The following is a 15,234-nucleotide window of genomic DNA, read 5'->3' on the forward strand; positions in this document are numbered from 1 at the left end:
GGGTATGGATTAATACAAATTTGATTAAACGGCTGTTTCAGGCACCGGTATAAATGGCGCACCACGGAAACGGCTGAAGTTATTAAAACGGTTTTGGCAAGTTTCTAAGCGCTTATCACATCCAGGATAAACCTTGATTCTTTGCCCTGGCTGCGGTGTTTCCAACAATGGCAAAGTCAATAACAAAGCCCCCGATTCATGCAGACGAATCGTCCGTTTCAGACCTGCATTGCCACCGTCCAAGAACTCAATTACGCCTTGAGTAAACCAACCCTGAGGCTGATTCACTTGGCATAAAATTCGTGCTGCAGTACTGCCCGTTTCAATGGTTGTCTGCACCATAAAGTTTTGACGTAATAGACCGCATGCACTGTCAAATAATGTGTTGGTGCAGCTTGGCTGATACAGGTTTCGTGGCATTTGTACGTTTAATTCATCCAGATCCGATGCAACACTGGCTTGGATTGAATTTCGATCTAAGTCAGGCTCAATGATTCGACCTTCAAAAAGCTTGATGGCCCCGGCACTGGTGTCCGTTGGCGTATTCATATCCATAAATATGCGCTCCAATTTAAATCGAGCACCATCCAGTTGGCCATTATGAAAGGCTTGAACAACATTAATGCCATTCCATTTGTTATCGTCAATACAATCAATATTGATCGATAAATTATCGACTTCAATACCGAGTGAGAGGCTAATTCCATCACGGCTGATAATTGGGCCATCTGAGTTATAAACCTGACCCGCAACCACCAGGTCAAAGTCATAATTCGTGTATCGAAAAACATCGCCCTGCACCGTTGTAATGGTATAGAGATCTGCCATCACAAACTGATCAGCATCTAGCAATGCTATTAATCTTGGAGAAGCTGCTCTCATACTTTATTTCCCAATGATCCGATCATATCAACCTTGTTGGCTTTCCATAATTTGCTCATAAAATTGGTGTATTGCTGTTCATCATCGGCAAATCGACAACGATAGTAATACGCCCCTTTCACCTCAAACTTATGACCTTGTTTCAAAGGCTTTGAAAGCGTAACCATGCCTGACTTGGTGACTTGAGCAGTTGTGTCATCCCAAAACAGATCGTCATCGTTATCGCTCCAAAATTGCTGATTATCGTTTTCATTCCAGAACGTTGGATCCACTTGAAATGTCGTTTCAGCCTTTGTATGTGCTAAAGGAATCATGGATGTATGCATCTGCTTATACAGTTGGAAACTTGTCGTACTTCCATCACCAGTGTAAGAACACGTGTAATCGCAATCTTCAGGCATTTTGAAAAGAAAAGAATCGAATGCACCACGGCGTTCAAAGAAGAAGCTTTCAAGTTGCTGTAGCTCATTTTTGCCTTTCGATTCCCGCAAAAAAGCAAATGACATTGAGATTTCATACTTCGGAACGGCTTGATAGCTTGCTCGAAGCTCACGACCATTAACCGAAGTCATAATTTTGGTATTAAAAATGGGAGTCTTTGTAAGCTCCCATTCTAGTCCTGGTAATTCAGGAAATAATTCATCTGACATGTAAACTCCTTATTTACCGAAATTACGGTTATACCCTTTCAACCCACCTGCCAATTCACGACCATGTTTGCGCATAAACCGCTTAATGTCTTTAGAATCCCATGCTTGAATATTGACCTGTGGCATCGCCCCCATATCACCTGCATAAGTGGGTTGCTGAACCATAGAACCATCCCCCATGACTGATTTACCCAATGCACGGATCGTATTGGCATGCTGTTTAGGCAAGACCATTTCCTCTTCGTGCAATTGAGTCACTGGATTCACACCTGAAGGAATGTCGTAACCTCCTCGAGCAGATGCAACCTTAGCAGTCAATCCTGCAACCAAACCGAATGTCGCGCCAGCTACTGCAATGTTAAAAGGAGGCGGAATACTTGCAAAAGCCTTTGCCATCGCCTCATAAGCAGACATCATAATAGATTTGGTAGTCTCCATAATCTTTCCACCTATACGAGCAAAAATACCTATATTGGTGGCTGCGGTTTTAGCGGTCTCACCAGCAACGACTGCGCCAGTTTGAGCTGCCTGACCAGTCACTTCCATTGCTGTTTCAGCTTTAATTAAACCTAATTTAGCTGCCAAACGTGGTGCTATGCTTTTGACATATTCTTTCAACGGTGCTGTGATCATCTTTTGAATAAATTCAGCAGCTAACTCGGAATAAATTGCACTTAAGGCATTTTTCCAAGTCAAGGTACCATTCATCATGGCTTGCATGCCTTTATCCCAGAGATTTGACATCCTTGAAGTCAACCCACCAAACTTCTTTTCAAAGTCTTTCATTTGAGCATCGGTCATTAAACCTGGTACAGATATATCGCTAATATCCTTTTGGGTATCCAATTCAGCAATATTGTTTTTTGCTGAATTGACTCCATCCTCTTTACCTGTCAGTTTGGATTTTTCCAGCTCTAAATTGAAACGCTCTAATGCTCCAGCACGTTTAACTTGATAAAGTTTATCTTGTAACTGTTTTTCGAGTTGCACTTTCTCAACATTAGAAATTCTCCCGGCATCAAGTTCAGCTTCAATCATAGCTTTGTAAAACTCAAAGTTACGCTGAGCTGAATCAATCCTTGATTGAATTTCCTGTTCTGTGATTATTTTTTTCTTTTCAAAAGCTTCTAATTCCAGTTGTACAAGCTTTTCTTTAGCCTCCTTTTCTGCCTGAATTGTATAAGCTCGTTTTTCATCATCAGTAGCGGTCGATTTGTTGATACGATCAATATCTTTAGTTAAATCTGACTGAACCTTTTCCTGCTCTGAAGCATATTTGTATTTCAGATCCAGACGCTCTTTTTCAGCCTTTTCAGCATTTCGTGTCTGCTCTTCAAGATAACGTTCATATTGCGAATCAGAACTAGATTTTTTACTTCCTTTAACCTTGTCATTTTTAACCAAAGCTAGATACTTATCAGCATCCGCTTGAGAATTAAAACTGACATGAATATGGCCACCAGTAGCCCGTTTAGATGGATTTTTATATTCATCAAGAACTTGAGCATTTACACCATTCTTTCCGAGCATAGAACGCAAATCAGAAGTAACTTGCCCACTTTTACTTGAATCTTGCAATCCAAAATCAAGGGCTAAACCTTGTGCATGTTTACTTGACGTACCTTTATGATAATTATCATTGAATGCCGTAAAGCGTGTAATCTGAAATTTATCTTGAATTAAGCCCGCTAAGTCCAACACTCCTTGGTGAGCTTTACCACCTGCGTACGCTTCAGCACTTTTAATTCGAAGGTCAGAATATGTAGTAGCCTCATATTTTGAATCCTTGCTACCAGATTTTTTATCATCTTTTTGACCTGTTCCCACGCCACGGTTAGGATCAAAAGTTTTAAGCTGATTTACACTTGTTTGCTGTTTAACATCTGTTGGATTTTTAAGAAAAAGATTGGTCAATTGCGTTTGACCTTCTTGTGAAACACTTCCTATCTTATCCCATGCTGTCCCCCAAGCATCTGCTGACTTGGACACACCAGTATTCCAGTCTTGTTTCAGCCACTCGGTACGTTGACCCATTTTATTGGTGTAGCGTTCAGTAATTGTATCCAGCTCACCCAAACCTTGCTCAAATGCAGCCTTTGCACCAGAAAAGTTAAAACTAAGGACATTTGAAACAATATTCCCAAAAGTTTTAAACTTTGTACTAAGCATATCTAAGCCAAATTGAATGGTATCTCTAAAGCCACCAAATACATTAAGTACCGTTGATATAGCAATGGAAATTGCTTGGCAAACAGTTACAATTACGGCGCGAATTGCAGAAAAGGCAATTTGAATTCCAACTTTCAGCCCTACTGCAACTGTAGCAAATCCTTTTAAAGCTCCAGACACCATATCCATAAATGTGATCTGTTGAACCGAACCATCGCCAATATCTTTAGTCAAATCGCTCCAAACATCACTAATAATCCCAAAAACTTCACCACAAATATCCATCAAACTTTCAAGGATAGTGACGATCGCTGTTATTGCTCCATCAATCGCCTCTTTTGATTTGGTTGCGGATGATAAGAAATTATTCGCCATGTCTTTAAGACCTGGTGCTAATTCCGCTACCAAGCGACCAAGCAAACCTTTGATCGTTGCGCCAATCAAACCTAATGATGAATCGAAATCTTTAGTAGCTTGGATTGCTTCATCATCAAGAATCACGCCCAAATCATGCGCTTGCTTACTGTATTCTTTAAGTTTTGCAGCATTATTTTCCAATAATGGCGAAAGAAGCATGGCGTCATTAGCGATAGACTCCATATAAAAAGTCATCTCAGCCTGTGACACGTTCGCTTTCTTCAAAGTTTCATAATATTTACCTAAAATTTGTGGTCCAGATAAACCCTGAAACTCTTTAGCGGTAACTCCAACTTTTGGTGCAATTTTTTCGAAGAAATCTTTCATTTCCCCGCCACCAGTTTGCATGAAATCACCAAACTTATCGTTTACGTCCTTCATGATATCGCCAAGTTTTTCTTGGCTAATACCTACTGATTTTGAAGCAAACGTCCACTCTTGGAATTCTTTAGTTGTTGCGTTGGCAAGGCGTGACATATTTTCAATTTCACGCGCATTTCGAATCACTTCACCTGTTAATGCGCTAATTTGCATTACCAGTTCACTTGCCATGTTTGCAAGGAAGTTACCAAGAATACTCGTGCCTAAGCCACCGCTAGGACTACCGCCTCCTCCACCAGATCCGCCCCCACCACTACCACCGCCACCCGATCCACCACCAGTGTTTAAGCGAGTGCGTAAATGATCAATACTGGTTTTTAGGCGATCTAGTGAAGCCCTTAACATTGTGCTTGTTGCATCAACATTAATAACTGTATTCAAATTGATATTTGTATGCTGTAAGCGACTGATTGCACTCTGAATCATTGTACGCGCTTGGTTAAGCTGTGCTGCCAATAAAGGTAAATTTACAGTGATACGAATCGCGCTTGAAAACACTGACTGTAGTGTGGTTGTTACTGTTTGCTTGGCTTGCTGAAGTTCAGTTCTCAATTGAGTTAAATCAACGCCTAACTTCACTTTAATTTGCTGATTATTGATTTGATTTAAGCGTCGCTGTATCTCATGCACATCAACATCTAAACGTACATTCTGAATAGGTAATGATGATAAACGAGATCGAATCAAATTTTCAGCATGACCGATTTGTGAATCAAGCGATGTGGTATCAATTTTTAATTTGATTGAAGCATCATCAACAATACTATTAATACGAGATTTGATCGTATTCGCAGCATTGCTCAATTTTTGCTGAACATTACTCATATCAATGTTTAAACTAACATCGATATTTTTAAGTGATTCACGTACACCGTCAAAAGCATTCTTAATCGTATCTGCAATACGATTGATATCCGCTGCTGCAGATTGAACTTTATTTGTTGCTTGATTCATGCCTTCGGAAAGTGCATCCGTAGAGGCTGTTATTTTTACTTCAACTTCGTTAGCCATTACTTTTCCTTAGGCGTAAAAAAACCACCCGAAGGTGGCTTAGTTTTTTTAAATGGTGTAATTATTAATCTATCAAGATATCTTCGTAGTCTGGAAGTAACACACATCTACAAGTCGGCTTGTAAATTTCCCAGTGTGAAAAGATAACATCTCTGTCATTTATAAAACTGAATGATTTACCACTCAATTCCTTGCAAATATCAGGTGCTGGCTCGTAATTACCATAATTAAAAGTAATACTTTCAACATCCAACCTCTGCTGGCAATGAATGTTGTATAAAGTTAAATGCCTAGCAATGATCCAATTACGATACTCTTTGTCATTTATAAGTAAATCAACATTACATATTGGATCAAGTTGAGACACCTCTAAAAATTTCGCATATATCTTTTTTGAAATTTTATCGTACTTTTTTAACCATATGGATAGGTTTTCCAAAAATGGAATGATTGCTTCATCTTTTATTTCAAACGAGTCTACTGTGAAAATTGGTTCTTTATCATGTTGTCCAATAAAACCCATGGCGTTAGGTGTAAATTCCTTAACAATCAGTTCTCGTTCCGAATTAAAAAACGTCTGTAACCACCAATCTGTTAGATCTATATTGAATAGTTGCATATCAATGTGCATTCAATTTCGTTTCAAGTTTAGTCATATATAAATAAGCTTCTTTAAAGCCTTGTAAATTAGCTTCATTGTTATATTCATTCCCACTTAAATCATAAAAACGGCTTTTTACATCAATCCCATTTTTCATCTGACTTACAATTTGGTTATATTTTTCGTTTTCAAAAATACCATTAACGGAAATAGCCTTATTTTTATCAATTCGTAGTAACTGTTCCTTTTTAAAATTAAGATTGCTCATATTTTTAGTTGATGAAACCATCCTGCGGTTACGCGTGTGCATTATATTTACAGTGTTATTGAAAATTGCACATGTAACTTGGTCAGTTATTTTATCCTTCGTACACTTAACCTGCCATGACTGATCTGGATAATTATGAAGCAGACCATAGCCAAAGTTAGCAACATCATTATCCATGTCTCTTATCATTATTGTATCTAAAGGCAAAAGCTTCATTTCAAAAAACACATTTGTATCTTCAAAAAAGTATATTTCGCTATCTTTATAATATGGCTTTAGTCCTTGGGCTAAATAATCACTTTCCTTAATCAACACCCCATCTTTAATTAAATTAGGAAAACGCTCACTAAATTTTTCCGCGTAAACATTAAATGAGCTTAATATAAAAATTATCAAGAATAGTCTAATAATATTTTTCATTCCACACCAAGGCTATTGTAAATTCCTCAAAACTCTACCCAACCAAGACTTAAAAATCAATCAGGGCAACCGTAGTTACCCTTGTGGGAATGCATTCAACATTTCTTCTAAATCTTCGTCATCGTCGTCATCTTGTGGATTTGAATTATCTTCAATCCCCATAAATGCTTCTAAAATTCGACAAAGACGCTGAATTCCAACATCAGCGGGAGGAAACTTTGTGTGATACTCATTCAATGCTTTGATTCTGGGTAAATCATAATGATCACGGATGTAATCGTATTCCTTACCTGTAGTCATCACTAAATGAGTATAAAGCTCCTCCCAGTCTATTCCCCCGATTCACCTTCTTGTGCTTCTTTATTTTTCAGACCTGACACCGACATTACCGCAGCCATAACTTCTTCAAGCTGATCCATGTAAAGCATATCTGCTACATCTTCGCGTGTGATGTCAGGATAATTACGCTTCAAAGATTTATGTGCAACATCAATCACTGTACCAACATCATTTGGCTGAAAGCCTTGTAATGCTGGTAAAAGCTTTTCAACTGCACCAAGCGACAACGGCGCAAAAACGAATGGCTGACCGTCAATTTGAATCGTGGTACCGCGTGGATTTTCAATTTCTTTAAACTGCATTGATGGTTACTCCGAAGTGTTCCAAGAAAATACGCGGTTAAGGTCATCAGCCATCGGCTGAAACTCGAATTCAGGAAGATCATAATCATCCTGTTTAGAGCTAAACCCAAGTTTGTTACTGGTACAACGGAAAAATTCCATCCCCATAAACTTGCCTTTATATTCACGCTGCAGGTTCACTGCGAATTCAGGGGTATAACCCATATCTAAGTTATTCACTAAGCCTGATTTAGCACCCGCCACAGTTGCCGAATATTTAAAGCTGATAAAAACAACTTTGCCTACATCTGCTGTAGCAAAAGTATACGCACCTGTTGCTTCATCTACACTGTATTGCCCTGCCACTGGTGCTGTAGTAACACGTGTTAATGGAATAGCTTTGGCATCGGTCACACCGAGGTTTTTAACATAAGTACCTGCATTTGGCACCACAGGTGTAACTGTTCCGCCTGTTGCAATTTTTTCGCCGTTAATGGTTTGAGTGACAACTTCAAGTCCGCCGTCTGCAATCACACCACCAAAGAAAATTGAATTAAGTAATGCGCCACTGATCCGTCCAATCGTGGCCTTACACTTGATTGAACCTTTTCCACGTGCCGCATCTACAGCAAACTGTCCACGACCGTACAACTCTTTCATATCATATGAAATATCTACTGAAGTGTTTTGCATCACTCCGACCTCAACAGGTGTCGGATTGCTTATAGGTTGTCCATAAACATCTAAAATAGGTGTAGCAAAAATTTTGCCAGCACCAAATAAATATTGAGCCATTTATTTTGACCTCTCAAAAATGACAAAACCGCCATCTAAGGCGGTCATCAATTAGGTTAATTGTTTAGTTGGTTGTTAAAATTTGAACTGGGATGATTGCAATCCCTTGTCCATCCAGCATTCCATCCACACCCTCATAAACTTCAATCGTTCCATCAATCCAACAATGCTCAACCAAGCCATTTAAGGTTTGATACTCACATATTTCTGGAAAGTCAGGTTTGATAGCTTCACGGATTGCATCAACAAAGGTATTAATCTGCGTCGAAATTGCTTTAACTGGATCCGCTTCATAAACATATAAATATAAATCAGCACTTAGGATTATTTTGGCATTCAATCCCTTTACAGGATTTTCAGCTTGGTTTCCTTGCGTAACAAACAATGCTGGACGTTGATCGTTATGAACTATATTAAAATGTTTTAGACGCCGACTGACTGAAACCACACCTTGAATATCTGAAAGACGATCAAATAAGGCTTGGTAAATAATTTCACTATCCATTCAAACCTCGCTCAATCGCCTTGTCGATATTTTTGGGCACAATCTTGGCAATTTCATCCAGTGAATCACGCATAAACCGCTTCTCTTTAACATTTACATTACGACTATGTGCTTTGACAAGAACATCGCGTGGCGTGATAGGTCTGCCAAAGGCTTGCTTGATATGTCTTAAATGCTCTTTGATACTTAGTGCAGCAGATAATCCAAACTCATGGATAAATGCGTATTTAACATGCGCGCCACCAGCTGAAACAATCCCTTCAATCACACCGCCTGACTCTTCAACTTTTGAGGCAAGTGAACCACGTAACCGCCCAGATTGAACATTCAGCCTCTGACCGCTTAGCATGTCTTCTTGCACCATCCTTTGAAGTTTTAAGGTTAATGCTGTGATTGTTCGACGTATTTCAACCTTTACACGATTATTTTCTTCGTTGAGTTGAATGTGAACATCTACAGAATCAACCATAAGTCACCTATTTTGCAGTACCCGCTACAGCTTTTTTGGGTTCATCCACATAACGGGTAAAACCTATTGGTTGTAGTGCAAAGTAAATATCTTCTTTAGCTTCGACTAAACCATTTTTAACTTCATATGACTGACCAGCAACCACAATGCATGTGGATTTATATAAGTCAGGTGCTTGATATTTAAATGACATACATTTCTCCTAAATGACAAATGCACCAACACCCAAACTATTAGGGTTAGTGCCTTTATCATCAATCGGGATTGAATTTTTTAATGCCAAATAACGTTGGCCATAAATACTTTGATCATAGAATGTTTCTTTTGATGATCGGGCATAACTCACACTCTGACCAGCAATAGACATACTTGAAGCATTTGAAATAGCTGTACCATTTGGATTGGCTTTTTGAACTTTTAGAATGTGTGCTGCATATAGACCTACAGCACGTTCTTTCAATTTTCCAAACTCAATGACAGAAACAACAATTTCAGCTTCTTCCAAAACTTCCGTTATCTCAGTGTCATTAGAATTATAAAGTTGGGAATCTGATTTAAATTTTTCCCGAAACGTCTGCGGATCCATAGCTCACCCTTATTCTTTGGCTTGGGTTAATTTCGCCTGAAGTTGCTCAAGCGTTTCGTCATCAGCGAAAGTAATCCCAAGTTCAGTTAATTCAGCCTGAACTGTGGCTAATGCCGAATCTTCAGCTGCTTTCGCTGCATCGGTTGCGGCACCATCTTGCTTTCCACTTTTACCGCGACCACCAGTTGAACCTTTACTTGCTGATTTTGTTACACCATCGTCAGCAATTTCAGTAACTGTTAAATCACCAGAATCGATAAGATGTTTAGCAAACTTATTTTTAGATAAAGCTTTATGTACATCTTCATCAACAGAAGTCGGCACACCAGTAGGTAAAACAGCAAGTCCAGAAAAAACAAAAGCGGCTTGTAAGCCGCTATATAAATATGAATATTTCATAGTGATTTAAACCTTATGCATGATCCAAATAGCGAAGCGAATCAACACGCTTCAACCAAACACCCTGATATTTATAATGACCAGGTACTTTGATATCCAAACCTGCAGGTTGAGCAGCCAAGAATGAAACATCATCACATTTCATTTGGATGCACGATGGATCACGGCGGTAAATCACTGATCGATCTGCGCCAGCGGTACCTTTACCATTTGAACGCCCTAAACCACGAATCGTTAATGTCTTACCTTGTGTGGTAAAAATATTATTTTCTTCGATATATTTAAGGAATGTCTTACCACCTGAATCAGGTACCACACGTGTTGATAAATGCATATATTGGTTTGATGCCATGAGATATGTGTCAGGCTGTACCGATACATCACCATCAAATAGGTTTTCGGAATCAGAAAGGCTGGCATTAAAATCACCAAGAATCTGTTCAATTGTGGCTGTTGCCCAATTATGCTGACCAGTAACAACCGTTACACCTGTCTGATCCAAGAAGCCTTTAACACCAGTTTTGCTATTGCCGTACCATGCAACTTGACTTAAATGCTTTTCTGCCGCTAAACGTGCTGACTGAACTTTATCGGCTTCTAAGGTCATACCAAGTTTTTGAGCAGCTTCAAGCTCCATAATTGAATATTGATAACCAATCGTACCAACCTTAATTGGCAATGCAACCGTGTCATATTCAACTTCAGCCAATGGGATATCATTGCCAGTACCCGCATAGTCTTTACCGATACCAACGCCCCATTTACGTGAAAGCACCTCACCACCACCAAAGACACCGTTTACAGGCATCACAGGAATGTACTTGGCATAGTCCATGACCTGCTCAAGTTGCGGTGTGATTTCGTTTTGTTCTTCAATTTTGACAAAAAGCTGTGCCAATGCATCAAAGTTGAATGCATCACCAATAGCAGCTTGAACAATTTGAGCTACGGGAGTCAATCGTAGCTTCATCTGAGCGAGTTTACTCATAATTTGTTATGCCCCACGTAAACGTACAACAGCTAAACCCTGTGCATTGGAAATCGTCTCCCATGATGCATTAGGCAATTGAGTACCATCTGTAGCAGATGGTGATAAGGAACCTAACGGCGCATCAGTTGTGCCATTGGCAGTTTTGACATATACATTTGCTGTAATGTCTGTTACAGGTGTTGTAGCTTTTACCCAAAGTGATCCAATTGTCATGGTTGGTACCATGTCAGTGGCTTGGTATGCTTCCTTACCAGCTGAATTCTTCCCAGACTTACCAACACCATGGCGAATAATTACCCCATATTTTTTATTGGTTGCATCTGTCACATTGGAAACTGATTTACCATCAGTATTAATAATGACCACATCACCATCATTGGCCACACCAGCACCCGAAAACGGTAAAGATAAAATATCTTCTGGACCATTTAAACGAGCTTTCATACCAGGTGCAGCATCATATTGTTGAACCATGATGTTCCTTCCTTAAATTGTTTTATATGCAGTCGCTTTGCTATAGCCCTGCTCTTGTTTACCCAAGTTTGGATCTTGATCTCCAACTTTTTGTTGTTGTTGGAAATTAAGAGCATCATTCACTGGATTTGTTGGTACCGTACCTTTAACTGCAGACAGCGCACGGAAAGCGGTATCAATCTGCTCAGTCTTGGCATCACCTACCGAAACAGATCCTAATAATGCGCCCACCAAAGCATCACCGGCTTTAGCTGCAATCACATCACGCTTGATCTGCTCACAACTACAACCATCCGTTTTAATCGTTGGTACTAACGCTTTGGCATCGGCAACTACGGCGGCACGTTCAGTTGCGGCCTGTTCCAACTTTTCAGGTGTAATCTGGTTTCGTTCCAAATCCCCAACTTTTTGCTCTAGTGTGGCTTTATCTGTATGGAGTTTATCTACAACCGCTTGAACGGCCGTTAATTCGTCCCCAATCGAAAATTGCTGGTCACCTACTTTCAATTTTGCAGCCTTTAGATTCTTCAGCTGCTCTTCTTGAATCTTTAATGCATCTGCCAGGGCTTTGTTATCGCCAATGTCAAAACGCATACCGTTTACTGATACTTCCATTGTTTTATCCTCGTTTGGATGATTGTGATTTTGGTCACCGATGCGGCAATCACCACCGCAACGGCCGTATTTCACCAGCGCCATGTGATCGCCGTTAAAATTGATAAACTTAGCTTGATAAGGCGTGCCATCTGGTGCTATACCTTGCTCAAGAACTAAAATTGCTGCGTAACCAAGGGACATCTCGATACGCTCATTACTTTGAATAAGATCGATACTGATCTTGTCCTTAATGAGCAAATCCCCGACTAGGTAATCACCTTCTTGGCGCACATTCTCACAGTAGCCAATGTGGTAATCCTTCCAGTTAGAGGCGTTAATCTCGTTCTTAGGTGGGTGATAGTCAGTAACATCTACGCCATTGAAGCTTTGGACGGCTTCAGGTTTAAAAAGCTCGTCTGCAGGCGTATAAACATTAATCGTCTGATCAGGTGTAAAGCCTTCTAAGTTTGAAAACTCATATGCCTGGTACTGGCGTACCTGAGGTGCTTTGGCCAAGCGAACGTTGACGCATTTCAGATACCCTTCTTTGGTAAATGAACGTGAGGATTCGCTTGGCGCAAAGTCACCAACTTTGAGTTGATAAATTATTTTCATAAATTGCGCCCATAAAAAAACCCACCGAAGTGGGTAAATGATTAAGATAATTTAAGGCTTTAAATAGACTCTAATGGAATGTTCACCTCTGGCAGCGTTGTAACTATGTTCTACATCTCGCACAGTTCCTGAAACCTCTTCACCGTGCCTAGTTACACCAAGAAATGACTCACCAATCCGTGGTAACACTTCTAAATTTGCATCAATTGCTAGAAGATCATGGCCAACGATTTCAACTTGCATAATAAAATTCCAATGTGATAATTCCTAACTTTATGAAAGTTAAATAATTTAATCAATCAAAATATCCTCATAATTTGGCAACGCCGTACATCGGCAACGAATAGGCTCACCAGGATGCCCACCCGTTGGTGGTGTATCCCAACGAAATGTCTTACCCTGCTTATGCTGATGGTCTAAACGCACTCGTTCATCTTTGGCCGTTTGCCAGGTGTAAGTTTCAACCCCCATGGATAACTGACGTGCCTTGTTGATCTGGCCATTAATCTTACCCATCTGATCTGCTGCAATTAAACGTGCACGGTAATCGGTAGTTTGGCCAAGCTTTGCAATTTCCTTTGCTAACTCTTCGTTTGTCTGGCCTGTCTGCAATGCATTTAATACAAGTGCCTCAACTTTGTCAGAGTATTGCTGTGGTATTGATTTGATTAAAGCAACGTTCGCCTCAATATTGGTATCAACCACATCCTGGATATCAGCAGCACGATAAAACGGCGTTAGGTCCACCCCGATAATTGACTTGGTATGTTCAGCAATTTGCTTGTCCACGTCTTTAGTTGTGTCACCGACAACTTTCTGAGCAATTGGCCTAGCAATCTCTATTACATACTTAGTAAGCTTTCCTTTAAACGCCGCAATCATGTCAGAAAACCAAGCATCACCGATATTCTGGCCAACTGTTGGTATGATTAATTCCTTTGTCTGATCCTGACAATATTTAGAAATGGCCAATAATTGCCGCATATAGTAAAACTCTATACGGCGATTTACTTTTACTGGCCTTGGCTTTGTTGCCCTACGCCCCTTTTTACGTTTCTTCGTTTCCTGCAGGTGGGGTTTCAGAATCTGGATTATTGTCTTCATCTGGCGTCACCATTAATTCAAGTTGCTTGATGTGGACCTCATCAATCACAGAGTAAACCTCGTCAATAACGAGTTGACGTGCAATCTGTGGCTCAGTAATAACTCCCATATCGAGATATTTAGCATCGCGCTCAGCATTGGCCTTTTCAACTTCGGATCGGACTTTAGCGTCTAGTTGCCATAATGGGTTAAAGACCACCCCAAGCCCTGGTATTAATCGACCAAAAGTGGTCTGACAGATCACAGCTAAAAGTTGCATCATGAAAGGCTTTAGCGTCCATGTTTGCTTTGTGGCTATGCTGTCATAATAGTTGCGGGTGTCATGTTCACCCGTGGCATTCATGCCTGCAGGTGATTGGCCAAATAGAATGGTATAAGGGATATCAGCTGCACCAGACGTTTGAATAGAGAACTCGCGCATCATGTCTGGCAGACCTGCAAAGTTATAGGTCTTAGAGTCGTATTCCTCTTCCTTGTCTAAAACGATCATACCGTTAATGCTCTTTAACAGGCCTACACTCAAGAATCGTTCCGCTACTGCCTTCATATCCTCTTTGATTTTGTCCACCAACCCTGGTGTACTAATCACATCGATTTTTGATTCATGGACCAAACTGGCCGAACCCTTTTTAACTGCAGCATGGTCTAGCAGTTCCTCATATACTTCTTGCAATACGCTCTGTGGTTCTTCATTCACCACATCGGCATGGCAAAACTTAATAAGGCGAGTGTGGTGGATCCGTTGTGTCGATTGCCCATCTAGCTTGAGTTTGTAATACTCAGGTTGCTTAATGAGCCCACCACTTTTACTCGGGGGCAAATACTTTGTGGTATCTGCCTCAATGTACTTCTTCTTAAGCACCGTAAAGAACTCTAAACGGCCTATGCCCAATTTGTTTAAATCAAAAGGTTGATCAAGATCACCACCATCGACAGTACCTAGCAGAACGTATGCAACGCCGTACAAGCGAGATAAAATCAAACTAGACAATAAGACATTATCAAGATTAAACCGTTTGCAGGCCTCCTCAAGCTTTGCCAAGTCTTTATCCTGAATCCCTTCATAAAACCAACCCGCTCTCAACATGTCACTGGCAGGTCGATTCACAATACGCTTGGCCAGCCAATGCTGATAGACCGCTTCAAGTTGATCATCTGGAATAACTTTCTTTACGAAATGCCCATGTGATGCTTTGTCACGCCCTGTGCCAATATTGGAAACAAAATTTGTATATGCCCCAGCATCGCCAATAGCATCGGGCTTTTTAGTCTCAGACATA

Annotated in this window: 19 protein-coding genes; all 19 read right to left on the reverse strand. The window is 40.2% G+C overall.

Going from position 1 to position 15,234, the window contains the following annotated elements; genetic code table 11:
* Window positions 1-24: 24 nt before the first annotated feature.
* Complete coding sequence (locus F988_RS08650; RefSeq protein WP_004682544.1) at window positions 25-882, reverse strand: DUF2163 domain-containing protein; 858 nt, start codon at window positions 880-882, stop codon at window positions 25-27.
* On the reverse strand, window positions 879-1,532 hold the full coding sequence (locus tag F988_RS08655) for a DUF2460 domain-containing protein (RefSeq protein ID WP_004682545.1): 654 nt from the start codon (window positions 1,530-1,532) through the stop codon (window positions 879-881). Before F988_RS08655 ends, F988_RS08650 begins: the two co-directional genes overlap by 4 nt.
* Before the next feature lie 9 nt (window positions 1,533-1,541).
* The gene (locus tag F988_RS08660; protein ID WP_004682546.1) at window positions 1,542-5,510 is read right to left on the reverse strand and encodes a hypothetical protein; all 3,969 of its coding nucleotides are present in this window, start codon (window positions 5,508-5,510) and stop codon (window positions 1,542-1,544) included.
* A 64-nt stretch (window positions 5,511-5,574) separates the two neighbouring features.
* Window positions 5,575-6,141, reverse strand: a complete 567-nt coding sequence (locus tag F988_RS08665) for a hypothetical protein (protein ID WP_004682549.1) — start codon at window positions 6,139-6,141, stop codon at window positions 5,575-5,577.
* A complete protein-coding gene (locus F988_RS08670) occupies window positions 6,131-6,799 on the reverse strand; it encodes a hypothetical protein (RefSeq protein ID WP_004682550.1) in 669 nt (222 codons plus the stop codon). The genes F988_RS08665 and F988_RS08670 overlap by 11 nt, the downstream gene beginning before the upstream one ends.
* 75 nt (window positions 6,800-6,874) lie before the next feature.
* Window positions 6,875-7,099 carry a hypothetical protein gene (locus tag F988_RS08675; protein WP_004682551.1) on the reverse strand — a complete coding sequence of 75 codons (225 nt, stop codon included), beginning with the start codon at window positions 7,097-7,099 and terminating at the stop codon, window positions 6,875-6,877.
* 29 nt (window positions 7,100-7,128) lie between these two features.
* Window positions 7,129-7,440 carry a hypothetical protein gene (locus tag F988_RS08680; protein WP_004682553.1) on the reverse strand — a complete coding sequence of 104 codons (312 nt, stop codon included), beginning with the start codon at window positions 7,438-7,440 and terminating at the stop codon, window positions 7,129-7,131.
* A gap of 6 nt (window positions 7,441-7,446) precedes the next feature.
* On the reverse strand, window positions 7,447-8,214 hold the full coding sequence (locus F988_RS08685; protein ID WP_004682554.1) for a hypothetical protein: 768 nt from the start codon (window positions 8,212-8,214) through the stop codon (window positions 7,447-7,449).
* A gap of 64 nt (window positions 8,215-8,278) precedes the next feature.
* Window positions 8,279-8,719, reverse strand: a complete 441-nt coding sequence (locus tag F988_RS08690) for a hypothetical protein (RefSeq protein ID WP_004682555.1) — start codon at window positions 8,717-8,719, stop codon at window positions 8,279-8,281.
* Window positions 8,712-9,188: a hypothetical protein gene (locus F988_RS08695; RefSeq protein WP_004682557.1), complete on the reverse strand. Its 477-nt coding sequence runs from the start codon at window positions 9,186-9,188 to the stop codon at window positions 8,712-8,714. Before F988_RS08695 ends, F988_RS08690 begins: the two co-directional genes overlap by 8 nt.
* A 7-nt stretch (window positions 9,189-9,195) precedes the next feature.
* Window positions 9,196-9,381 (reverse strand): hypothetical protein, encoded by a 186-nt coding sequence (locus tag F988_RS08700; protein ID WP_004682558.1) that lies wholly within the window; start codon window positions 9,379-9,381, stop codon window positions 9,196-9,198.
* A 9-nt stretch (window positions 9,382-9,390) separates the two neighbouring features.
* A complete protein-coding gene (locus F988_RS08705) occupies window positions 9,391-9,774 on the reverse strand; it encodes a DUF4054 domain-containing protein (RefSeq protein ID WP_004682560.1) in 384 nt (127 codons plus the stop codon).
* Between the two features lie 9 nt (window positions 9,775-9,783).
* On the reverse strand, window positions 9,784-10,173 hold the full coding sequence (locus F988_RS08710; RefSeq protein WP_004682562.1) for a hypothetical protein: 390 nt from the start codon (window positions 10,171-10,173) through the stop codon (window positions 9,784-9,786).
* A 13-nt stretch (window positions 10,174-10,186) separates the two neighbouring features.
* Complete coding sequence (locus F988_RS08715) at window positions 10,187-11,161, reverse strand: DUF2184 domain-containing protein (protein WP_004682565.1); 975 nt, start codon at window positions 11,159-11,161, stop codon at window positions 10,187-10,189.
* Window positions 11,162-11,167: 6 nt separating this feature from the next.
* Window positions 11,168-11,638, reverse strand: coding sequence for a structural cement protein Gp24 (locus F988_RS08720; protein WP_004682567.1), 471 nt, complete (start codon window positions 11,636-11,638; stop codon window positions 11,168-11,170).
* Between the two features lie 12 nt (window positions 11,639-11,650).
* Window positions 11,651-12,850, reverse strand: coding sequence for a DUF2213 domain-containing protein (locus tag F988_RS08725; protein ID WP_004682568.1), 1,200 nt, complete (start codon window positions 12,848-12,850; stop codon window positions 11,651-11,653).
* A 51-nt stretch (window positions 12,851-12,901) separates the two neighbouring features.
* Window positions 12,902-13,093: a hypothetical protein gene (locus F988_RS08730; RefSeq protein WP_004682569.1), complete on the reverse strand. Its 192-nt coding sequence runs from the start codon at window positions 13,091-13,093 to the stop codon at window positions 12,902-12,904.
* A 48-nt stretch (window positions 13,094-13,141) separates the two neighbouring features.
* Entirely contained in the window at window positions 13,142-13,954 is an 813-nt protein-coding gene (locus F988_RS08735) for a phage head morphogenesis protein (protein ID WP_026040031.1), read from the reverse strand.
* On the reverse strand, window positions 13,899-15,233 hold the full coding sequence (locus tag F988_RS08740; protein WP_004682571.1) for a DUF1073 domain-containing protein: 1,335 nt from the start codon (window positions 15,231-15,233) through the stop codon (window positions 13,899-13,901). The genes F988_RS08735 and F988_RS08740 overlap by 56 nt, the downstream gene beginning before the upstream one ends.
* Between the last annotated feature and the right edge of the window lies 1 nt (window position 15,234).

It is taken from the genome of Acinetobacter parvus DSM 16617 = CIP 108168 (assembly GCF_000368025.1).
GTDB lineage: Bacteria > Pseudomonadota > Gammaproteobacteria > Pseudomonadales > Moraxellaceae > Acinetobacter > Acinetobacter parvus.